This is a genomic window from Flavobacterium fluviale, assembly GCF_003312915.1.
GTDB lineage: Bacteria > Bacteroidota > Bacteroidia > Flavobacteriales > Flavobacteriaceae > Flavobacterium > Flavobacterium fluviale.
Window position 1 is genome coordinate 4,719,024 of record NZ_CP030261.1, and the last position, 24,469, is coordinate 4,743,492.

Annotated in this window: 17 protein-coding genes; 7 read left to right on the plus strand and 10 right to left on the minus strand. The window is 34.8% G+C overall.

Annotated elements, in window-relative coordinates; genetic code table 11:
• Positions 1–403: 403 nt before the first annotated feature.
• The 7 genes from HYN86_RS20395 to HYN86_RS20425 all read right to left on the minus strand — a co-directional run bounded on the left by HYN86_RS20395 (position 404) and on the right by HYN86_RS20425 (position 11,067).
• On the minus strand, positions 404–1,369 hold the full coding sequence (locus tag HYN86_RS20395; protein ID WP_113679717.1) for a glycoside hydrolase family 5 protein: 966 nt from the start codon (positions 1,367–1,369) through the stop codon (positions 404–406).
• A gap of 12 nt (positions 1,370–1,381) precedes the next feature.
• Complete coding sequence (locus HYN86_RS20400) at positions 1,382–2,614, minus strand: glycoside hydrolase family 27 protein (protein WP_113679718.1); 1,233 nt, start codon at positions 2,612–2,614, stop codon at positions 1,382–1,384.
• Between the two features lie 82 nt (positions 2,615–2,696).
• Positions 2,697–3,956, minus strand: a complete 1,260-nt coding sequence (locus HYN86_RS20405) for a fasciclin domain-containing protein (RefSeq protein WP_113679719.1) — start codon at positions 3,954–3,956, stop codon at positions 2,697–2,699.
• Between the two features lie 80 nt (positions 3,957–4,036).
• On the minus strand, positions 4,037–5,107 hold the full coding sequence (locus HYN86_RS20410) for an IPT/TIG domain-containing protein (RefSeq protein WP_113679720.1): 1,071 nt from the start codon (positions 5,105–5,107) through the stop codon (positions 4,037–4,039).
• 20 nt (positions 5,108–5,127) lie between these two features.
• The gene (locus tag HYN86_RS20415) at positions 5,128–6,690 is read right to left on the minus strand and encodes a RagB/SusD family nutrient uptake outer membrane protein (protein WP_113679721.1); all 1,563 of its coding nucleotides are present in this window, start codon (positions 6,688–6,690) and stop codon (positions 5,128–5,130) included.
• A gap of 11 nt (positions 6,691–6,701) precedes the next feature.
• A complete protein-coding gene (locus HYN86_RS20420) occupies positions 6,702–9,869 on the minus strand; it encodes a SusC/RagA family TonB-linked outer membrane protein (RefSeq protein WP_113679722.1) in 3,168 nt (1,055 codons plus the stop codon).
• Positions 9,870–10,188: 319 nt separating this feature from the next.
• Positions 10,189–11,067 (minus strand): helix-turn-helix domain-containing protein, encoded by an 879-nt coding sequence (locus HYN86_RS20425; protein ID WP_113679723.1) that lies wholly within the window; start codon positions 11,065–11,067, stop codon positions 10,189–10,191.
• A 307-nt stretch (positions 11,068–11,374) separates the two neighbouring features.
• Between HYN86_RS20425 and HYN86_RS20430 the strand changes: the two genes are divergently transcribed.
• The 7 genes from HYN86_RS20430 (at position 11,375) to HYN86_RS20460 (ending at position 20,393) form a co-directional block, all read left to right on the plus strand.
• On the plus strand, positions 11,375–12,511 hold the full coding sequence (locus tag HYN86_RS20430) for a glycoside hydrolase family 26 protein (protein ID WP_113679724.1): 1,137 nt from the start codon (positions 11,375–11,377) through the stop codon (positions 12,509–12,511).
• Between the two features lie 38 nt (positions 12,512–12,549).
• Positions 12,550–13,938 (plus strand): MFS transporter, encoded by a 1,389-nt coding sequence (locus HYN86_RS20435; protein ID WP_113679725.1) that lies wholly within the window; start codon positions 12,550–12,552, stop codon positions 13,936–13,938.
• Positions 13,939–13,966: 28 nt separating this feature from the next.
• Positions 13,967–15,157 carry a glycoside hydrolase family 130 protein gene (locus HYN86_RS20440; protein ID WP_113679726.1) on the plus strand — a complete coding sequence of 397 codons (1,191 nt, stop codon included), beginning with the start codon at positions 13,967–13,969 and terminating at the stop codon, positions 15,155–15,157.
• 6 nt (positions 15,158–15,163) lie between these two features.
• On the plus strand, positions 15,164–16,354 hold the full coding sequence (locus tag HYN86_RS20445; RefSeq protein WP_113679727.1) for an AGE family epimerase/isomerase: 1,191 nt from the start codon (positions 15,164–15,166) through the stop codon (positions 16,352–16,354).
• 29 nt (positions 16,355–16,383) lie between these two features.
• On the plus strand, positions 16,384–16,923 hold the full coding sequence (locus tag HYN86_RS20450) for a hypothetical protein (RefSeq protein ID WP_113679728.1): 540 nt from the start codon (positions 16,384–16,386) through the stop codon (positions 16,921–16,923).
• A gap of 126 nt (positions 16,924–17,049) precedes the next feature.
• Positions 17,050–18,336 (plus strand): glycoside hydrolase 5 family protein, encoded by a 1,287-nt coding sequence (locus HYN86_RS20455; protein WP_113679729.1) that lies wholly within the window; start codon positions 17,050–17,052, stop codon positions 18,334–18,336.
• Between the two features lie 74 nt (positions 18,337–18,410).
• On the plus strand, positions 18,411–20,393 hold the full coding sequence (locus tag HYN86_RS20460) for a glycoside hydrolase family 97 protein (protein WP_113679730.1): 1,983 nt from the start codon (positions 18,411–18,413) through the stop codon (positions 20,391–20,393).
• A gap of 45 nt (positions 20,394–20,438) precedes the next feature.
• Here HYN86_RS20460 and HYN86_RS20465 read toward each other — a convergent pair whose 3' ends face one another.
• The 3 genes from HYN86_RS20465 to bglX all read right to left on the minus strand — a co-directional run bounded on the left by HYN86_RS20465 (position 20,439) and on the right by bglX (position 24,414).
• On the minus strand, positions 20,439–20,930 hold the full coding sequence (locus tag HYN86_RS20465) for a hypothetical protein (protein WP_113679731.1): 492 nt from the start codon (positions 20,928–20,930) through the stop codon (positions 20,439–20,441).
• Between the two features lie 21 nt (positions 20,931–20,951).
• Positions 20,952–21,908, minus strand: a complete 957-nt coding sequence (mgrA, locus tag HYN86_RS20470; RefSeq protein ID WP_113679732.1) for an L-glyceraldehyde 3-phosphate reductase — start codon at positions 21,906–21,908, stop codon at positions 20,952–20,954.
• Between the two features lie 208 nt (positions 21,909–22,116).
• Entirely contained in the window at positions 22,117–24,414 is a 2,298-nt protein-coding gene (gene bglX / locus HYN86_RS20475; protein WP_113679733.1) for a beta-glucosidase BglX, read from the minus strand.
• Positions 24,415–24,469 lie beyond the last annotated feature (55 nt).

A 24,469-nucleotide genomic window follows, 5' to 3' on the forward strand; every position in this document is an offset into this window, starting at 1 on the left:
AAATTAAATTGCCAATAATCGTTATTTGACATTTATAATTATTTGTTTTTGAAAATTCAATAACAAAATTTTAAGACAAACAATTAAAATTAAAGGGCAGAACATAAAAATAAAGCGAAAAACTGACATATAAAAGCCAAACTATAACACTAAAAACCAAACACCCCTAAAATTTTAGGGGTATAGTTTAAAAATAAATAATTTTAAATCAGAACTTGAAATTGCAAAAATTAAAAACACAATAAATAAACAACAAACAAAATTCTTACAAAACATTATCTACAAAACCTACATTTCTCATATTAATAAAAAGCATAGAAGTCAAAAAAAACATAATAGATAGAGAAAAAAAAGAGCCTGCTCAAATTATGAACAGGCTCCTTCTAAAATTCCAATAAATTATTTAGTCTTGCTTATTATACTTCTTCAAATACTCCCTTACTTTAATTCCGGAATCTTTTAAATCCTCGTCTTTCCATTTCCCTTCAGATTTAGCTGTCTTTTTTAACATCGAACACGTTTCATCTTTATCTGATATTGACCACGTAATCCAGCTTATTTTTCTAGATTCCATCCAATCAATATAATCCTGCCAAGCTTTATAATCCAGCGGTCCATCTCCTGAAGCTTCCATCCCAGCCGATTCAGAAACAAACACTGGAAGGCCTTTAGCAATCGCAGCATCTGTTCTGTCTCGTAATTCTTTACCGTGGGTTGCTGCATAAAAATGCATCGTATACATTATATTCTTGTAGCCTGTTATGGGATCTTCGGCAGGAAGATCAATATCTTGATCCCAACGCGGACAGCCAACCAAAATGATATTATCAGGATCGTTTTCTCGTATCACTTGAATTACTTCTTCGGCATAATTTTTTACTTCCCACCAGGTTTCATAATCAGGTTCATTAAAGATCTCATATATAATATTAGGATATTTGGCATATTTTTTTGACATCTCGGCAAAGAATTCTTTTGCTTCTTTCAAGTTTATATTATGACTATGCCAATCTATGATCACGTAGATATCTGATTTTATAGCTCCGTTTACAACGGCATCAACTTTTTCTTTAGAAAACTGCGGATTATTAATATATGAAAGATCTCCGAGTTCGACACCCATTGCTGCACGAACTACATTAGAATCGAAATCTTTCTTTAACCAATCTACTGCTTTTTCGTTATAAAATCTCGGCCATAAACTATGCCACCCAAAACTCAGTCCGCGGAGAACAATGGGATTATTATTTTTATCCACAAGCTGGGTTCCCTGCACACTTAATTTTCCATGTTTTTTTACGAATTGAGCGTTTGAAACTGCAGTTAACATTACTAGTAAAAAACCTAAACACCAAATATTCAATTTCATAGGATGATTTTTTTAAGGAATTAGTTTTAATGTAATAACATCATGCGATGCAATTGACGCACTGAATACTTTTGTAGTGTTTCCAGTTTCTTTATTCTTCCACAGATCTTTTATTTTAAATGTTGTTTTACTAAAATCGGCTTCATATCCAAAATCAATATCTTTGAAATTGTTTTTACTCCAATCAAAAGCAACTTTTTTTGCAGTCTCTGTTCTATTAACAAAACTAACTGCCCAAGCACCATCTGAAAGCGGTTTTACCCATACTTCCACCCCATCTAAAATGATATATTTAAAACCTTGAATTCCAAGTTTATCTTGATTTACAGAAAGCAATTCTTTATTGGTTAAAATTGCCAAAGTTTCTTTAGACATTTTACGATAATCGTTTCCTGTAAATAAAGGAGAAGAAAGCATACACCACATTGCAAAATGTGTTTTATCTTCTGTATCATTCATCTCGTTTCCAACTTCCATCATATCAAAATCATTCCAATGATCTGGTCCAGAATATTTACGAATATCTTTTCGCATATCGGCAATTTTCATGAATCCCCAAGAGGACCAATTTTCTGGGTGTTTGAATTCGCAGTCGAAACAAGGATAAATATCTCCAGAAATTCTCCAAAGATTCCCAACCGGTTTTCCCCATTCCCAAGGCTGGTTATCTCCCCATTCGCAGAGACTAAAAACAATTGGTCTTCCAGCAGTCTTCAAAGCGTTACTCATAGTTGCATAAGCTTCTTTAGCTGTAATTCCTTCTGTGTTACACCAATCGTATTTTAGAAAATCAATTCCTAGTTTAGCATAAAACCTTGCGTCTTGATATTCATAACCTCTTGTTCCTGGATAACCTGCACAGGTTTTTGTTCCTGCACAATTATACAATCCGAATTTTAAGCCTTTACTATGCACATAATCAATAAGCGACTTCATTCCGTTTGGAAATTTTTCAGGGTCAGGCACCAAATCACCATTTGCATCACGTTCGTGTGTCATCCAGCCATCGTCTAAAACAATATAATTATAACCCGCTGCTGCCAAACCAGAAGAAACCATAATGTCTGCAGTTTCTTTTACTAACTTTTCGTCAATATTAGTTGCAAACGTATTCCAGGAATTCCATCCCATAGGCGGTGTCATTGCCAGCCCTTCAAATTTCCCAGCTTGTTGTTTGTGCGTATTGCCTTGACTGAAACTCATATTGGTAAGACATAAGGCAAGTAGTAAAGCGATTTTTTTCATTTTTTTAAATTTAAATTTTAAAAAAATGTTCCCTAATTTTCAATCAGGGAACATTTTTAGACTAACTCAAAACAAATCATTTTTATAAAAATCCTATATCGTCTATATAGAGAATACTAGACGGAGTAATTGTGCCTCCAGAAAATTCTTGTATAAACACACTATCAAAAGTTCCTCCTGTTAAAAGACCAGGATGCAGATCTGAGATCGGAATTGAAATATTATTCCATTGCCCAGCTTTTAGGGTAACCGTGGTACCTTTACTTGAATCGCCGGTATCGCTATTTATAGTAACCATGATTTTAGTACTTTCGGTTGGGAATATAGACATTTTAAGAAATTGATAATCCGCTGCATTTAGAACTACATCAGAATGCATGAAAAGTCCGCTCCAAGCTTCAGCCACTTTTTTGATTGCGTTTGTTCCTCTACTGACTTTTTCGGTGCTTTCCCAGGTAATATCGCCTCCCCAGCCCCAGCCCCATCCTTTCAATGAGTCTTCGTAAAGTAAATATTTAAGTCCTATACTGCTTGGTGCAGAAATTCCAAAGTCAGTCTCCACAACAATAAGCGCGTATGAATCAAAATCTGCCGGAACAGTTGCTTTTATTTCTGTTTTGGAAACTACTGTAATTGCAGCTCCAGTACTACCAAATTTAACACTTTTAACTTTTACAAAATTTTGACCTGTAATTGTAATAATGTCTCCTGGAGAAGCTAATACTTGTGACAGAGTGGTAATTGCCGGCGCCGGAGGAGTCAATTCAATTACATTGCTTAAAACATTTACAAAACCATTGGTACCATAATAATCTAATCCCGTTGCCTCTTTGTCAGATCCGTTTACTTTTAAAACGTTATTGGTAACATTAATACTAAGTAAATATAAATCAGGATTTACCGCATTTGCCATTGTCGAATAATCGCCTGATTCCAAATAATCAGCTTGGACACCTTCAAGTTTAGCAACTCTTTTTTTAACACCTTTGATGACATGACTTAATACAAGCTGCTTTAAATCTTCTACTGGAACCAAATTAATATCTGGATATCCTAAATCGTTTACATAACCGCTTGCTGTCAAGTAAGCATCAAGAGTAGCATTGTTAGGAACAAAATAAGTATAGTCATCAGTTGTATTTAAGGTCGCTTCTAAACCAGCCAGCTGTATTGCTTTTGCAAACGTAGTTAAATTACTATTTGCCTGAAGCAAACCGTAGGCTGTGTTGTAATTTTGCTCTGCTCCGCCAATATCTTCAATTTCGTTATCACAGGAAGAAACTGCAGCAACCAGAAATGCACATAGTGCAAGCTGCTTTACTTTATTATATATATTTTTCATAAATTCTCTTTTAGTTTTTAATTATGGATTCAGATTAATAGACTGAACTTTTATCGAAATCTTTATTTGAATCCTAACAATTATTTTAACACCAATCCAATATCATCTAGATAGATCACATTTCCTCCAAAACCGCCAAATTCTTGGTAGCCAATTTGAGATAATTCATTTGGATTACCCAACACACTATATGGCACCTCAATATAAGTCCACGAAGTTCTGACATCAACGATCACGATATTTTTCTCAGTATCTCCATTTGCAAAAAACTTCACTTTTCCAGCTTTTTCACCCTTAACCCAAAATCTTACCGCTTTGAATTTACCTGTATCATGATAAGACCAGTTGTTAATTCCAATAACATACCCATCCCATTCACCAGCTTTCCATTGAACACACTTAGTCCCTTGATAAACATCTTTGGCGTAGGCTGCATCAAACTCATTAGTTCCATCCCAAAGAGACTGCCAGCCCCAAATATTAGTAAAAGCGTCATCATAAATTTCTGAACCTATTACTTGCGGAGCCACTGTTGTTCCAGATACATTCGTTACTGATAAATTTTTCAAATAACTTCCTTCAGGAACTTTAACTACAATTTCTGTTAATGTAGAAGATATTGGTTCAACTTGGATATCGCCAAAATTAACTACAGGGCGCAAGAAATATTCACCTGTAATAGTAATAATATCTCCTGGATTTGAATTGACCGGAAACCCTTTAATATTAGGACTTGGAGGCCTGATAGCCACTTTATAGTTCAAGGTGCCTAAATTGGTGACGATCTTCATTTCGTCCATTTCATTATAGTATGGCGTTTTTGAATCTACTAACACAACAATTGCGTTATCTGTTACCATTGTAGGGTTAAAATAGGACTCTAAACCATTAAATGAAATTGATTTTAACGTAGCAAAACCAGATCCTCTAATGATATAATAATTTCCTGCATTAATAATATCTGTAGGAACATCAACTTTTCTATCTCCCTCAACCAAAGGATCATCTACAACAGATCTGCTAATTCCTGTTACTTCAAGTTTTCCAGATGAACCTGCTGAATCATCGTTTGAACAAGAAGTAAACAGTAAAATTGAAATCGAAGCTAGAAAATACAACTTCAATAACATTCTATTTTTTATATTTTTCATAGTAATTTACTTTTAAGAAATTAGTTAAAATTGTAAGGAACCGGCGCCTCTTTTAATTTTGGATTTTTTCTAACTTCGATATCTGGTTTTGGATAAATAAAATCAGTTGGAGTTGGTGTATAATGCAGTACTCCTTGAGAATCAAAACCTCTATCTTGCTGAGAAATAATATTGATCGCTTCCTGACGCGGCAGTCTGCCTAAATCAAACCAAAATTCTCCTTCAAAAGCAAATTCAACTCTTCTCTCGCGAAATAATGCCGTTTTAGTTAAAGGCACATTAGCACCCAAAGTACTAAGACCTGCTCTAAACCTTACTTTATTGTATGATTCTTTTGCAGCAGCATTAGTAGTTTCATCAGCTCCAGCCATTGTTGCTTCGGCATGAATTAACAAAAGATCAGCATAACGCATAATATAATTGCAGTTATTCATACCTCCCCAAGAATCAGCCGGACCTGTTTCACTAGTTGCCTGACCTACTACATATTTCTTAACCGCAGCACCAGTATTGGCCAATAGATCGCCATATTTATCCTTATCCATTACAAATCCAACTTCTCCGTTAGCTTTTAAATTTGGATAAGAATCGCCGTAAACCATAAAAGATTCTTTTCTTCTTAAATCTCCAATTTCAAAAGCATCCTGAACATCATTACTTGGCATATAAGTAGCACCATATGAAGCATTATCATTCAAAATATCCAAACCATATTGAATATTAGAGAAATTTCCTCCTCCATAAGTATTTATTGCACCAGACCATTGCCAAGAATAAATAGACTCTTCATTATTATTTTTACTTGTCAAAAACAAATCTGCAAAATTTGGCAGCAAACCAAACTCACCAGAATTAATCACTTTTTCAGCCATTAATTTAGAATCAGCATATTTCTTTTCATACAAATATACTTTTGCTAAAAATGCTTCTGCAGAACCTTGAGTTACAAAAACATTATCTCCACCTGGAGTTCTGGATCTAATTTTTGTTTTTAGATTAGCTGCAGCAAATTTTAAGTCATTTTCAATGAATGTATAAACATCTTCAATTCTATTTGTATTAACTAAAGGATCTTTTGCTAAAGCCAAATTATCTTCAATAATCGGCACCGGCCCATACAAACGAACTAAATAAAAGTATGCTATCGCTCGAAAAAAATGTGCTTCTGCAATCGTGTTTTTAATTACAGCCTTACTCACATCTGCTGTTGCATTTTTTTCAATATTGTTAATTAAATTGTTTGATTGCGCTACAATTGCAAAACAAGCTCTCCAAGGATCCAGCAATATAGGACTATCAGAAGTAAGTTTAAATTGAATCAACTCTGGTCCATCAGCATACGCCAGACAGTTTCCTGATGATAACTCAGACAAGGCGTAAAAATTCTTAGTATAATAAGGAGCCCACATTGCACCATACATTCCATAAGTGGTTCTGGCTACTTGCTCGTCAGTATTATAAAACTGATCACTGCTGTAACTATCTTCTGAAGGACGATCCAAGAAATCTTCGCTGCAAGAAGCAGCAGTCAAACCTAATACTAGTGATAGAACTAAGGTTTTTATATTGATATATTTTTTCATAAGAGTGGCAATTAAAATTCTAAATTCATTCCAAAAGTGAAACTACGATTCGTTGGGTAACGTCCTGAATCAATACCTGATAATAACGGATCTTGATTGTATGAGCCAACCTCTGGATCGTATCCTGTATATTTAGTAAATGTGTAAAGATTTTGAATACCAAAGTAGAATCTTAATTTACTAATACTTGCTTTTGAAATCACATCCGAAGGCATATTATAACCTAACGTTACCTGCTGAATTCTTAAAAATGATCCATCTTCCACATAACGATCAGAGATTGCTATATTTGGGTGTCCATCTCCACCGTCGGGTCTTGGATATTTTGCATCCGTATTTTCTGGTGTCCAGAAATCTGCAGCTTCCGCCAATTGATTTTCATACAAACGTTGGTTTTTAGTTCCAGCACGTCTTGTTAAGTTCATCACTTTGTTCCCATAAGAACCTTGTAAAAACACTCCCAAATCAATGTTTTTATATGTAAAAGTATTATTGAAACCATAAGTGAATTTCGGCTGAGGATTACCAATGTAAGTCAAATCCTTTTCGTCTATCAGACCATCTTTATTTTGGTCAACATATTCAACATCTCCCAATTGACTTTTTACTGCTTTGTTTCCAGTAAAAGGAATTGGCGCGTTGGCTAATTGTTCATTATTTCTGATAATACCAACCGCTTGGTAACCATAAAACTGACCAACTGGCTGACCAACCACCGTTTTAGTAACTGCTTTGGTAGTATAATCATTAAGCAATACATCTTTTGTTAAATCAAAATTATCTTGTAAGCTTAATAGTTTATTTTTATTGGTAGTAAAAATTACTTTTGAATTCCAAGAAAAATCTTTACCAAACTTATTATTGTAATCCAAAGTCATTTCAAAACCTTGATTTCTTAAGCTTCCTAAGTTTACACTTGGCGCCCCTAAACCTCCTTGATAAGCATCTGTTCCTGTAACATAATAAGGCAATGGCAAGACAAATAAAAATCCTGCTGATTGTTTTCTGTACACTTCAAATGATGCCTGAAGTTTTGATTTAAAAAGTGTAAAATCTAAACCTATGTTTGTCTGCTCAGAAGTTTCCCAAGTTAAGTCAGGGTTTGCAATATTATTAACCGTAAAGAAATTACCCAATGCTGATTTAATGGCACGAACCGTACTCATGTAACCGCCGCCGCCAATATTCTGGTTTCCAGTTTCACCATAACCAGCTCTAATTTTGATATTATCAATATATTCTCGAGTTCCTTCCATAAAACTTTCGTTTGAAAGTTTCCAAGATCCTGAAATTGAAGGAAAGTACCCCCATTTTTGACCAGGTCCAAAATTAGAACTTCCATCTGCTCTCATCGTTGCCTGCAGCGCATATCTATTATCAAAATCATAATTAAAAGTTCCAAAGAAAGAATAAAAAGCAGAACTTCCTTTGTATTCTGAACCCACAAGTGTATCAGGATCACCCAAACTAATAGAATGAATATCATTACTCAACAACCCAGAAATTGTTTGTGAGTTCCCGAACCAGTGACTGTCATTAGCTTCTTGAGCAGCTAAAATGTTAAAATGATGATTACCAGCATCAATTTTATAAGTTAAAACGTTTTTAATATTTAAGCTATACACATTGCTCGCCCTTTCTGTCAGCTGATTGGTTTCTCTAACCGCAGCACCCCATTTATAAGTAGGCAGAAAGCCCTCAAAATTATCCACATTTGTAGATCCTCCGAAATCAAATCTATACTCAAGTCCTTTTGCAAGTCTAAAACTAGCGTAAAAATTTCCTATGAAACTCTTCTTAATCAACTTGTTGGTATTCATCAAAGCCGAAGCAACCGGATTAATCCAAACTCCTATAGAACCATCAGCCGGCGGACCAGCATAATTACCATTAGTATCCTTTACTGCAACGTCTGGAGTAGATAATATAGAAGTACTAATAATACCGTTGCTGGCACCATTAATTGTTATATCTTCATTTGTAATTCCAGTTCCGAGAGAAACTCCAACAGTAAGCCAATCTTTTAGTTTGCTGTCTACATTCGTTTTAAAACTATATCTTTTAAAAGCTGATCCAATAACAATACCTTCTTGATTTGTATATCCTCCAGAAATATAGTAGTTAGTACCTTCTTTAGCGCCTGAAAATGAAATCTGATGATTATTCATTATCGCCGTTTTATAAATCTCGTCCTGCCAATTCGTTCCTTTACCCAAAACTGACGGAACAGCAAATTCGTCTCTTGGTGTTACACCATAAACAGCTGCTAATGCATTTTGCTGTTCTGCATATTGACTTAAAGTCATCGTGTCTAATAAACGAGTTACATTTTGAACAGACAAATATGAATCATACGCAATTTTTCCTACTCCTTTTTTTCCTCTTTTTGTCGTAATAATTACAACCCCATTCGACGCTCTAGAACCATAGATAGCAGTTGCAGAGGCATCTTTCAAAATATCCAATGTTTCGATATCGTTCGGATTTAAAAAAGCAATCGGGCTAGAAGTTACGTTTCCTGTGTTTGCTCCTAAATAACCCGTAACGATTGAACCGCCGGTGGCAGTATTAGCAGCATCTCCGGAAATCGGAATACCATCTACAATATACAATGGTTCATTAGTACCAGAAATAGAAGTAGTTCCACGTATCTTAACTGACACACTACCTCCTGGCTGCCCAGAATTGTTTGTAACGGTCACCCCTGCAGCACGCCCTTGTAACAACTGATCTACAGACACTTGTGGAGAATCTGCAAAATCTTTTGAAGTAACTGTAGAAACTGCTCCTGTTAAATCTTTTCGCTTAACACTTCGATATCCTACATTTACTAACACTTCACGTAAATCTTCGGCACTAAGCTTTAAGACTACATTAATTGTCCCTCCGTTTTTCACATTAACGGCCTGCGTAACATATCCAATAAATGAAACAGAAATTGTAGAGTTTGCGGGTGCATCGATAGAATATTTCCCATCAAAATCTGTCGAAGCTGTCTTTTTAGTTCCCGTAACCATTATGTTTGCCCCCGGAATAGATAATCCCTTTTCGTCAGATACCGTTCCCGAAACCTTCACCTGAGCCGTAATAAAATTACTAGTCAGTAACAAAAATAATATCAAAGGAACAGCCGTGTGGTCAGCCTTCCAATGAATGAAGCTAGTCATTAGTTTTTTCATAATAAGTGTTTGGTTAGTTTAAATTTGTTTTATTGCCAATCTAAGAGTTTAAAAAGCCAGGGTATATTAAAACTCTTAAATTATTTAACAAATCTATAACAGAGAGAATTATCAAATCGATAATATTATATCATTTAATGATAATATTTTTACTTTAAGCGGATAAAAAAACATATATGAAAATAAATACACATAAAAACTGAATTATTCGCAACGACAATCCTCAAAAAGAACCTAACACTTACATAAAAATCAACAAAAACCGTAAAATCAAACGATTTCGTTAAAAATAATATTTATTAGTGATAAAAAAGTATCACTATAAAATACGTTTCAATCCAGAAAAATCTTCTCTGTACTGACTTGGGGTACAATTTTTTGTAGCTTTAAAACTGCGGTTAAAATTGGCAATATTATTAAATCCCGATTTGAATGCGACTTCAGAAACACTCATATCTTTTTCAACCAGCCAGCGCGCCGCGTATCCAATTCGAATATCATTAATATAATTGACAAAAGTTTTACCCGTACGTTTTTTAATAAATCGGTTAAAAGAAATGATCGACATACTAGCCACATTTGCAACATCTTCTAATGTAATCTTTTCAGCGAAATGTTTCTGTACATATTCATAAACCAATTTCATTTTATCATAATCATCAAAAGTATCATAATCAACAGTATAGGTAGAGAGCAAGCGCTGATTTCTAGAATTAGCTAAATCATATAATAAAGAAGTAATTTCCAAAAAATAATCCATACCATCTAATTTCGAGAGCCTTACAAGTCTTGGCGTTAATTCTTCTGCTGTTTTTTTTGAAAAAAGGATTCCATGAATAGATCTATTAAACATATCACGTATCGGATTCATAATTCGTCTTGACAATAGAGATTCATGAAACAAATCATTATGGAACTGAATTGTTATTTCATGGATTTTTTTACTCGTGCATTTACTCAATTCCCATCCGTGATATAAATTCGGACCAATTAAAACCAATTCAACATTATCAATTTCTTCAATATTATCACCGACAACCCTTTTAACTCCTTTTCCATTCAGAATAAAATTAATTTCAAATTCGGGATGATAATGAACAGGAAAATCAAAGCTGTCCTTTACACGATCAAAAACCAAAAAACTATCACTCGCTGCTAATGGAGCAATCTCCCTATAAAAATTTTTTGCTGTACTCATCTCAAAAATTATTATTCCTCAACTTACTATTTTATTATTTTACTGCAATAATATGATATATAATTGATAAAATAATATTAATTACACGATATTCATCCGTTTATCTTTGAAAAAATTAATTATCATTTCTTTAAAAAGAACATTAATAATAAACATTAATCATTTTTAATTGAATAACTTTTTATAGTTTTAATAATTTTAACAACAATATTATATTGATTTTTCGACTAATAAAATAATAGAAATACCATACTATAATCCCTTGTTTATTTTACTTTTAGCTAAAAAAATAACTAATCATAACCTAATGAAAAAATACATTTTAACGTTTTTAACCCTAACCTTTATAAGCAGTTCTTGCTTCTCCAGAAAAAGTATGGATAATACTAATTTGTCACTTTCAGATAAAAAAGCTACCGCAGAAACTCAAACGCTGTACAAGAATCTAAAGAAATTATCGAAAAAAGGGTTTCTTTTTGGTCATCAAGATGATTTAGCATACGGTGTAAAATGGAAATATGAAGACGGCAGAAGCGATATAAAAGATGTAGCTGGAGATTACCCGGCAGTTTATGGATGGGATATTGCAGGTTTGGAAAACGATAAACCAAATAATATTGACGGCGTTCCTTTTGTCAAAATGAAACAATATATTAATGAAGTGAATTCACGCGGCGGTATTTCTACCATAAGCTGGCATTTTGATAATCCAGCTACTGGAAAAGATGCATGGGATCATACTCCAAATTCTTTAAAAACCATTTTACCAGGAGCCGAAAACCACAAAAAATTCACTTCTTGGTTAGATAAAGCAGCCACATTTTTTCTTTCTTTAAAAGATAAAAACGGTAAAAACATTCCAATACTTTTCAGGCCTTTTCATGAGCTTACCGGCGGATGGTTTTGGTGGGGAAAAGGGAACTGTACTCCTGAAGAATTTAAAACTGCTTGGAAATTTACGTTTGATTATTTGCAGAAAAAAGGCGTTCATAATTTAATTTATGTGTACAACACCAGCAGTTTTGGCAGTGAATCAGACTTTTTAGCTAATTATCCTGGAGACGAATATGCCGATATTTTAAGTTTCGACACCTACCAAAACAATACCGATTCGACTGGGCAGAAATTTATCAGCGAAGTTCAGAATCAGTTTAAAATCCTAAATGAAATCAATAGCAAAAAAAATAAATTAATGGCATTGGCCGAAGCAGGTTATGAAGCCGTTCCAGATCCTAAATGGTGGACAGGAACTTTACTAAAAGCTGTTGAAAATTATGAGGTTTCTTATGTCTTATTATGGAGAAACCACGGCTGGCAGGAAAAAGAACAGAAAATGCATTATTACGCGCCTTTCTTGGGACAAGTAAGTGAAAAAGATTTTGTCGATTTTTATAATCTAGATCAAACTATATTTGAAAAAGATATTCCAAAAAAATTAAAATAACTGCCCAAAAATAAATGACAATCTTTAAAAAAAACCTAATGCACGACAAAATTAGTTTAAAAGAAAAAATAGGTTACGGTCTTGGAGACGCGGCATCATCTATGTTCTGGAAAATTTTCAGCATGTATCTGTTGTTTTTCTACACCGATGTTTTCGGATTAGCGCCTGCAGTAGTCGGAACCATGTTTTTAATTACCAGAATCTGGGATTCCTGCTTTGACCCAATTGTTGGAATTTTAGCTGATAGAACCAAAAGTAAATGGGGAAAATTTAGACCGTATTTACTTTGGGTTGCCATACCATTTGCCGTAATCGGAGTTTTGACTTTTTATACTCCAGATTTTGACGAAAAAGGAAAAATCATCTATGCCTACGTGACTTATTCTTTAATGATGATGATTTATTCTTTAATCAATGTTCCTTACGCATCCCTTTTGGGTGTAATGTCTTCTGATCGAAAAGAAAGAAATACACTTTCATCTTACAGAATGGTTTTTGCGTTTGGAGGTAGCCTTTTGGCTCTTTGGCTGATTGAGCCTTTGGTAAATTACTTCGGCGGAAGCTTAAATTCTAAAGCTGGCTGGCTGGCAACTATCGCAGTTTTCGGATTAATCACAACTATCTTTTTCTGGGCTTGTTTCGCATTTACAAAAGAAAGGGTACAGCCAATTGGAGACGAACAAAATAATCTAAAAGAAGATTTAAATGATCTCTTAAAAAATAGACCTTGGTGGATTTTACTTGGAGCTGGAATTGGAGCTTTAGTTTTCAATTCAATTCGCGACGGTGCTGCGGTTTATTATTTCAAATATTATGTCAGCAGCAGTATAAACTTCGATTTTTCGCTTTTCGGAACCGATTTTCACATGACTCCAACTTCAATATATTTAGTTTTAGGACAGGCAGCCAACATCATCGGAGTGATCGCAGCGACACCAATTGCAAACAGAATTGGTAAAAAGAAAACCTTTTTTGGTGCAATGGCACTGGCGGCAATTCTTAGTTTGATTTTCTATTTATTCGGAAAAGAAGATATTTTCTTAATCATGACTTTCCAAGTTTTAATAAGTATTTGTGCGGGCTGCATTTTCCCATTAATCTGGTCAATGTATGCAGACAGTGCTGATTACTCTGAATGGAAACAAGGACGCAGAGCCACAGGCTTAGTATTTTCTGCTTCTTCAATGTCACAAAAATTTGGATGGACAATTGGAGGCGCAGGAGCTGGATGGCTTTTAGGATATTATGGTTTTCAGGCAAATGTAGAACAAACTGCAACCGCTCAAAACGGAATTCAATTAATGCTGAGCATACTGCCGGCAATTGCTGCTGGAATATCAGTAGCCTTTATAGCATTTTATCCATTATCTGAAGAAAAACTTCAAACAATTGAACAAGATTTAAACCAAAAACGAGACCAAAAATAAATTAGTATAGATACCGAAATCAATTAATATGACAACGATAACATCTTCAGCCACTTTTCAGGAAAGAAAATCGGCATTAGAAAAACAACATAAAACGCTTCTTGAGCAAAAAAATGCAGCTCAGGAAATTATTGGAAACGGAATTTATGACCGTTACAAAAACCCTGTTGTAACTGCATCCCACATTCCATTAAACTGGCGTTTTGATTTTAACGAAAGTACGAATCCTTTCCTGCAGGAAAGAATCGGAATAAATGCTGCTTTTAATGCTGGTGCAATGAAATGGAACGGCAAATATTTATTAGCTGTTCGTGTAGAAGGAATCGACAGAAAATCATTTTTTGCCATTGCCGAAAGTCCAAACGGAATTGACAATTTCAAGTTTTGGGACAAACCCTGCGTAATTCCGCAAACCGAAGAACCAGACACAAATGTATACGATATGCGTTTGATTCATCATGAAGATGGTTATGTATACGGCATTTTTTGTACTGAAAGAAAAGATCCAAAAGCACCAAAAGGCGACACAAGTTCGGCTGTAGCCAATGCTGGAATAGTCCGTACAAAAGATTTAGTAAACTGGGAAAGACTTCCTGATTTAATTTCGAATACGGGACAACAGCGAAATGTTGTTTTACATCCAGAATTTGTAAATGGAAAATACGCTTTATACACACGCCCGCAAGATGGTTTTATTGATGTTGGAAGTGGCGGCGGAATTGGTTTAGGTTATGTGGAAGACATGATAAACCCTGTTGTTAAAGAAGAAAAAATAATCTTTGGAAAACAATATCATACTATTTATGAATTGAAAAATGGTCTTGGCCCTGCTCCTATCAAAACCTCAAAAGGCTGGCTGCATTTGGCACACGGCGTTCGTAATACTGCTGCAGGTTTGCGCTACACTTTGTATATGTTCATGACAGATTTGAATGATATTACAAAAGTTACGCACGTTCCTGCCGGACATTTTATGGGACCAGAAGGAATCGAAAGAGTCGGCGACGTCTCGAATGTTTTATTTTCTAACGGATGGATTGAAGATAACGACGGAACTGTTTATGTATATTATGCCTCTTCAGATACCAGAATGCACGTAGCAGTTTCAACTGTAGATAAATTAGTTGATTATGTTACCAATGCACCAGCAGACACTTTTATTTCTGCAGGTTCTGTACAGACTATTATTGATCAAATCGAAAGAAATAACGCAATTTAAAATATCGTGTCATTACAAAGAAAGCTTTTAAAATCTGAACTCACCTCAGAACTTGATTCCATTTTAAAATATTGGTCAGAACATACTGTTGATGAGCAAAATGGCGGTTTTGCAGGTCAGATCGATTTTAATGATCAAAGAATTGAAAATGCAGAAAAAGGTTCGGTTTTAAACTCCCGAATTCTTTGGACTTTCTCTGCCAGTTATCAAACCACAAAAAACGAAAACCACAAAAAATTGGCAGAAAGAGCATTCGAATTTCTCATTGCTTATTTTTATGACACAAAATTTGGCGGTCTTTTTTGGAGTATTAATGAGGATAAAACTCCAAAAGACACCAAAAATCAAATTTATGCTTTAGCATTTGCAATCTACGGATTGTCTGAATATTATGTGATTTCAAAAAATGAAAAAGCTCTAGAAATTGCTAAAAATTTATATCTAAAAATTCAAGAACACAGTTACGATCCTGTAAATAAAGGTTATTTTGAGGCTTTTACAAGAGACTGGCAGCCAATTGAAGATTTACGTTTGAGCGCAAAAGATGCGAATGAAAAGAAAACTATGAATACGCATCTTCATATTATTGAAGGTTATGTGAATTTATACAAAGTCTGGAAAGATGAAAAACTGCTTGAAGATATTATTGAATTATTAGAAACAATCGACAAATATTTCATTAATATTGAAACTGGTCATTTACGTTTATTTTTCAACGAAAATTGGATTGAAAAACCAGATGTTGTTTCTTACGGCCATGACATTGAAGCGGCTTGGCTTTTACAGCAGTGTGCGGAAATTTCGGGCAATGAAAAACTGATCGAAAATTATAAAAAGTACGCCGTTCAAATTGCTGAAGCGACAAAGGAAGGACTTGATTCTGATGGAGGTTTGTGGTACGAATTTGATCCAGAAAAAAATAAATTAATTGCAGAAAAACATTGGTGGCCGCAAGCAGAGGCTTTAATTGGTTTTTACAACGCTTACCAATTAACTGGAAAAGAAGAATATCTGGACATTGTTTACAAAAATTGGAAATTCATAAAAAAACACATACTCGATCAGCAAAACGGAGAATGGGTTTGGGGAATTTTTGATGATTATTCTTTAATGCAAAAAGACAAAGCCGGATTCTGGAAATGTCCTTATCATAACGGCAGAGCCTGCTTAGAACTTATCAGTAGAATTCAGGATTAATTTATTTTTAAATCTAATTTACAGCTGCTATGAAACATTTTTTTCTTTTAAGTTTACTACTTGCTGCTGCAATTACAAATGCACAGAAGAATCTTTTAAAAAATGCAGGTTTTGAATACGACTTTGTAAATTGGAGAGGTGAAGAAAATGGTGCGCTTTCTATTTATGATAAAAAAACAGGAAAAAATGCTGCCCTCATCAATCAATATACGGGTGCAGAATGGAGGGCTTTTGATCAAATTGTTTCCATTCCGCGAAATACTTTTGCAATCGAATGCAGTGCTTGGATGAAAACCGACGGTGTAGAAATCCAAAAAGAAGATTATAAAGCTGCCGCAGTAATTATCGAATTTACCACTGATGCTGAAAAGAAAATCAGTTCTGAAATAATTGGCAATGCAAAAGGCACCACAAGCTGGATTAATTACAAAAAAGCTATTAAGGTTCCTGCAGATGCTAAAAAAATCAGGATAATGCTTGCCTTAGCCCAAACCAACGGCACTGTATTTTTTGACGATATTAAAATAACAACGCTTTCAGAAGAAGTATTTCTAAAACAAAATCCTTAAACGAAATAATAAAAAGGTCTAAAGTAACGTGAAGTCCTAGCCCCGATAGAAGCGGCATCCTTTTATGGTGGGGTTCACCATAAAAGATACAGCGGATAGCGGGATTAGCTCCTTAAAATATAAATCATGAAAAACAGATTTCTCAAAACACTTTCTCTTACACTGCTTTTGTCGACAATTGCTTGTCAGGCACAGGAAAAAATAACGCTAAAAGGCACGCAGTTTTATAAAGGCGACAAACCTTATTCCTACATCGGAACCAATTATTGGTATGGCAGTATGCTTGCTTCTAAAAAAATTGGGGACAGAAAAAGACTTTTACGCGAACTGGATTTAATGAAGAAAAACGGAATTGATAATCTTCGTGTTTTGGTTGGTGCTGATGGTGGCAAATACGCTTTTACAGTTCGCCCAGCTTTGCAATATGAGCAGGGAAAATATGATGAAGATTTATTAGACGGTTTAGATTTTTTGATCAATGAAATGAGCAAACGTAATATGCATGCCGTTTTGTACTTGACAAACAACTGGGAATGGTCGGGCGGAATGTCACAATATTTAGAATGGAATGGCAAAGGTGCAATTCCGGTTCCGAATATTCCGCCGAATACTTGGCCTCAATTTATGTCTTATACAGAACAATTTCACAGCTGTGAACCTTGTATGGAAGCTTTAAATAATCATGTGAAATTTATTATTGGAAGAACAAATGCTTACTCTAAAAAGAAATACAACGAAGACAACACCATTATGTCTTGGCAGGTTGGGAATGAACCGAGACTTTTTACGGTAGAAAATGAAGCTAAATTCACAAAATGGCTAAATAATATTGTGGATTTAATTGATAGTTTAGATAAAAATCACTTGGTTTCTACGGGTTCTGAAGGGAAAAACAGTTCAAACGACAGCATGGAGATTTTCGAAAGAACACACCAAAATCCGAATATTGATTACCTGACAATGCATATCTGGCCTAAAAACTGGAACTGGTTTAAAGCCGACAATGCCGAAGCTACAATGCCAAAAACAATCGAAAACGCTGGAAAATATATTGACGATCATATTATAGTGGCAAACAATTTAAAGAGACCAATTATTATTGAAGAATTCGGTCTTCCGAGAGAAAATGAAAACTTAAATGCAGGTGCTTCTTCAGTCTACAGAGATAAATTTTACAGTTATATTTTTGGACGAGTTCTAGAAAGTCATAAAAATGGAGGTCCATTGCAGGCTGCGAATTTCTGGGGATATGGCGGTGAAGGAAAAGCCGTTAATGAAACTGGAAAATGGAATCCGGGTGAACCGCTTACGACAGATCCTCCGCAAGAACCACAAGGTTTGAATTCTGTTTTTAACGGCGACAAATCGACTTTAGAAATCGTTAAGAAATACAATCTAGAATTGAAGAAATAAAAAAATATTCATCCCCCTTTTCTGTGGAGACGCACCGCAGTGCGTCTTATGCGTAAAGAACAAACCAAAAATTGATGAAAAAATCTCTAACAATATTGCTGCTTTTATTTTTCGTAAAACTATCTTTTTCGCAGAAGAAGCAGGATTTTATTTTGAAATCTCCTAACGGAAAAATTAAAGTAAAAATTAATGTTGATGATAAAATCAGTTGGACAATTTTGCATGAAAAAGATGTGATTTTATCTCCATCAGAAATGTCTATGACTTTGGACGAAAATATTGTTTTAGGAAAAAATGCTGTTGTTTTAAATTCAAAAAAGGAAACGGTAAACACTTCTTTTGAAACACCTTTATACAAAAAGAAATCAGTTCAGAATAATTACAATCAATTGACTTTAAACTTCAAAAATGATTTCAGCATAGAATATCGTGTTTTTGATGACGGCGCTGCCTACCGATTTATTACGAAAAAGAAAAAAGATATTACCGTAAAATCTGAAGAAGTGGTTTTAAACTTTGATCAGGATTACAATACTTTAATGCCTTACGTACGCGATTTACGAAACCCAAAAGATCCGTTTATTTCTTCATTTGAATCGCATTATGAAAACAAGAAAATAAGCGAATTCAAAAAAGATACTTTAGCCTTTTTACCTTTTTTAATTGATTATAAAAATCATAAAAAAGCCGTTTTCCTAGAAGCAAATCTGGAAGATTACGCTGGATTGTTTGTAACCAATAATAAAAACAAAACTGGTTTTGAATCTCGATTTTCTAAATATCCATTACAGGAAACCAACGGCGGATTCAATTACCTCAACAAATTAATTACAGAAAGAGCAGATTATTTGGTAAAAACCAAAGGAACAAGAAGTTTTCCGTGGAGAGCAATTGTCATTTCTGAAAATGATGCTGCTTTAGCCAATAATGATATGGTTCAGAAATTAGCCGAGCCATCCAAAATAAAAGATGTTTCGTGGATAAAACCTGGAAAAGTAGCGTGGGACTGGTGGAACGACTGGAACATTTATAATGTTGATTTTAAAGCTGGAATCAATACACAGACTTATAAATATTATATTGATTTCGCTTCTAAAAATAAAGTGGAATATGTGGTTTTAGACGAAGGCTGGAGTGTAGAAACCGATATTATGAAACATAATCCAAATGTAGATTTGGAAGATTTGATTGCTTACGCGAAAGAAAGAAACGTCGGCATTATTTTGTGGGCTTCGTGGATGGCTTTGCATGAAAATATTGATGGCGTTTTTGACAATTATGCAAAGCTGGGCGTAAAAGGTTTTAAAGTTGATTTTATAGACCGCGACGATGCTAAAATGGTCAATTCGGTTTACGATATTGCTCAAAGAGCTGCGAATCATAAATTAATTACTGATTTTCACGGAATGTACAAACCAACAGGAATTCAGCGAACTTATCCAAATATTCTAAATTTTGAAGGTGTAAAAGGTTTAGAAAATAATAAATGGACACCAAATGATGATGTTCCATTATATGATTGTACGATTCCGTTTATCAGAATGATGGCCGGCCCAATGGATTATACGCCTGGCGCAATGCGAAATGCCACAAAAAGCGAATTCAAACCAAGTCATTCCAACCCAATGAGTCAGGGAACAAGATGTCATCAACTGGCGCTTTACACTATTTTTGAAGCACCTTTGCAAATGATGGCAGACAGTCCGACCGCTTTTATGAAAGAGCAGGAAAGCACCGATTTTATTGCTAAAGTTCCAACAACTTTTGACGGAACAGTTTCTTTAAATGGTGAAGTTGGCAAATACATTTCCATTGCCAGAAGAAAAGGCAATACGTGGTATTTAGGTTCAATTACAAATTGGGACTCCAGAGATATTACTATTGATTTTTCTTTCCTTGAAAAAGGCAAAAAATTCCAAGCCGAGATTTTCTCTGATGGTTTAAATTCAGATAAAGCTGCAATTGATTATAAAAGAGAAATCATTACAATTGATTCGACAACGAAATTAACGTATCGATTAGCAAGCGGTGGCGGATTGGCGATGATTATAAAATAAAGATTGGGACAAATTGTCCCAATCTTTTTATTTAATTTATATGTTTTAATCTTTTTCAATTAAGGCTTTAGCTCCAACATATTTTTCTAGTTTAGAAATAATACCATTATTGAATCTATTTTCAATTCTTGTTTTTTCTTCTTCATTAAAATCTTTTTCATATAACCAACGGTTATTTTTTCTTGTAAACACTGCTCTAATTGCAATACTAACAGAATTAGCATTTGATTGAATGGAATCATTTTCATCTCCAATAAAAGAAACATAATACAATTCTTCCGGAGTATCCTGTAAATAAAAAAATCGAGCATCTAAAAAATCATAACCTCGTTTTTTCCAACTCTCTTGCTCTTCTTTCCATTTTGGAGGAGTTATAAACTGTGGATTCCTTTCATAAAAGCTTTCAATTGCAACAACTAACTTTTGCTTCGAAACAGGAAATTTTCTCGTTTTAAATCCTCCTAACGTTCCATCACAGCCAACTGCAATAAAGATCAAAAAAAGTACAATTATTTTTATTTTAATACCTTTTCCCATTTAATCAGTTCTGAATATTTTCTATAATAAAATCTGTTCAATCGCATTCAATTCATCATTCGAAAACTCGGTATTCTGAAGACAATCAATATTATTACACAATTGCTTTACAGAACTAGCCCCAATTAAAACAGAAGTAATTCGTTTGTCTTTTTGCAGCCAGGCCAAAGCCATTTGAGCCAAAGACTGGTTTCTATTTTGAGCAATTTCATTCAACTGCAATAATTTCTGAATGCGTTCTGCCGTAACCTCATCTTCTTTCAAATGTCCGTTTGGGTTATGCGCTCTTGAATTTTCTGGAATTCCGTTTAAATATTTATCTGTTAGAAGTCCTTGTGCCAAAGGCGAAAAAGCAATACAGCCCACTCCTTTTTCTTCTAAAACATCCAATAAACCATTTTCAACCCAACGCTCTAACATTGAATACTTCGCCTGATGAATTAAACATGGCGTTCCCAATTGTTTTAAAACATCAACGGCAACACGAGTCTGCTCCGCCGAATAATTACTGATTCCAACATACAACGCTTTTCCACTTCTTACGGCGTGATCTAATGCCATCATCGTTTCTTCAATTGGCGTTTCAGGATCTGGACGGTGCGAGTAAAAAATATCAACATAATCAATACTCATTCGTTTCAAACTCTGATCTAAACTAGACAACAGATATTTTCTCGAACCCCAATCTCCATAAGGTCCGTTCCACATCGTGTAACCCGCTTTGGTAGAAATTACGATTTCATCACGCAGATTTCCCTGAAAATTATGCCATAGTATTTTTCCAAAATTCTCTTCAGCAGAACCAGGAACCGGCCCGTAATTATTTGCTAAATCAAAGTGTGTAATTCCTTTATCAAAAGCTTCTACGGCAATACTTTCGCAATTTTCAAAATTATCAACCGAACCGAAGTTATGCCATAATCCTAAAGAAATTTCAGGTAATAATAACCCGCTTTTTCCGCATCTGTTATATTTCATTATTTTAATTTAATGGTTGGAGTTTTTATAGGTTTTAAAAATACAAAAAACTCTCGAAGTTTTGCCACGAAGACACGAAGACACGAAGATTTTTATACTAAAATGAAATCGCCACGAATTCACGAATTTTTAAACAATTAATTCGTGAATTCGTGGCGAAAAAAACCTTTGCTTCTTTGAACCTGTGCAACTTTGCACCTCAAAAAACCTATTCTTTTATCTCAAAACCACCCTGTAAACCTTTATCAGAACTTCCTCCAACCATAATTTTAAAAGTTCCCGGTTCAACTAAATAATTTCCTTCATTATTATAAAAACCAAGTTCTTTATCCGTTAAAGTAAAATTTACCGTTTTAGTTTCACCCTTTTTAAGATTCACCAATTCAAAGCCTTTTAATTCTTTTATTGGGCGAACGATACTTGCAAATTCATCATGAATATATAATTGCACTACTTCTTTTCCATCATAATTTCCTGAATTAGTTACTTCAACACTTACCTCCACTTTTTCTCCTTTTGCGAAAGCAGTTTTATTCAATTTCAAGTTTTTATAATCAAATTTCGTGTAACTCAATCCAAAACCAAACGGAAATTGAGGCGTTTTCTCCACATCCATATAATGCGACCAAAAAACATTTTTATCGCTGTCAATTGGTCTTCCTGTGCTGTATTTGTTATAATAAATCGGCACCTGACCCACATTTCTAGGAAATGACATTGGCAGTTTTCCACTTGGGTTATAATCTCCGTATAAGACCTGCGCCACTGCATTTCCAGTCTGAGTTCCCAAATGCCAAGCTTCTACAATTGCCGGAATATTTTCTGCTGCCCATGGAATACTTAATGGACGACCATTATTTAAAACCAAAACTACATTCGGATTCACTTTATAGATTTCTTCTAATAATTCCTGCTGTAAACCTGGAAGATTCAAATCTGTTCTACTTCTTCCCTCACCGCTTTGGAAACCATATTCGCCTAAAACCATTATGACAACATCGGCATTTTTTGCTGCAGTTTTAGCTGCTTCAAATCCGCTTTTATCTGTAGTGTTGAAAACTGTTTCAGTTAAAAAAGTCGCTTTTTGTTTTAATAAATCTACTCCTTTTTCAAAAGTCAGCTGATTGTCTTTATATTGCTGCATACCTTCTAAAACTGAAACCGCAGTATCATCGGAAGCGGCAATTCTCCAACTTCCCAACGGACTGTTTTTATCATTTGCTAAAGCTCCGATCAAAGCTATTTTCTGTCCAGATTTCTTTAGCGGAAGCAAGTTCTTATCATTCTTCAACAAAACGATTGATTTTTTCGCCATATCCAAAACGCCGTCGTTGTTGGCTTTACTTCCAACAACTTCTTTTTCGCGTTTTTCATCGCAATATCTGTACGGATCATCAAATAATCCCAATTCAAATTTCACTCGTAGAATTCTGCGAACGGCATCATCAACCAAAGCTTCTTTTACCTTTCCTGATTTTACCAAATCAACCAATTTTGCCACATATAAGTACGATTCCATATCCATATCAGAACCCGCAATTACGGCTTTTGCAGTTGCATCGGCTTCATCTTTTGCATATCCGTGCGCGATCATTTCACGAATCGAAGCATAATCAGAAATTACAAATCCGTCAAACTTCCATTTTCCTTTTAAAATATCTCTTTGCAGAAAAGCATTTCCCGTTGCCGGCACACCATTCAAAGTATTAAACGAATTCATAAACGTACGAACTCCCGCTTCAACCGTAGCTTCAAAAGGAGGCAAAACCGAGTTGTACAATTTAGAATTGCTGATATCCACAATATTATATTCCAATCCAGCTTCAACATAACCATAAGCCGCAAAGTGTTTCGCGCAAGCCGCAATCGTATTTACTTTCTGAAGATCTGCAACGGTTTCTCCTTGAAAACCTTTTACTCTTGCATACCCCACTTTACTTCCCAAATACGGATCTTCCCCTGCACCTTCCATCACACGTCCCCAGCGCGCATCATTTGCGACATCTACGTTTGGTCCAAAAGTCCAGTTAATTCCAGATGCCGAAGCTTCATCTGCTGCAATTGCTGCCGATTTTTTAATCGCTTCTAAATCCCAACTCGCAGCTTCTGCCAACGGAATCGGGCTTAACGTTTTATAACCATGTATAACATCAAAGCCAATAATTAACGGAATTCCTAATCGCGTTTCTTCAACTGCAATTTTCTGTACGGCACGAACTTCTTTCACGCCACGAACCGTCAGCATTGAACCCACTAGTCCTTTTCTTAAATGTTCGTATTTTAATTCCGCTGTTCCGCCTTTTGGTGCTGGTCCCGTTACATCCCAAAAACCGTTATATTGGTTCATCTGTCCAACTTTTTCCTCCAGCGTCATTAACGGCAAAAACAAATCTATGCGCTGCTCAACAGTTTTATTTTTATCCAGATACGGCTTTTTTTGTGCATTCATATTTCCAATCGTAAAAAGGGCAAAAACCCCAATAGTTATTATTTTTTTATTTTTCATATGTGTGGTTTAGTTAGTTTTTTTTTAAGACGCTAAGGTTCTGAGATGCTGAGAT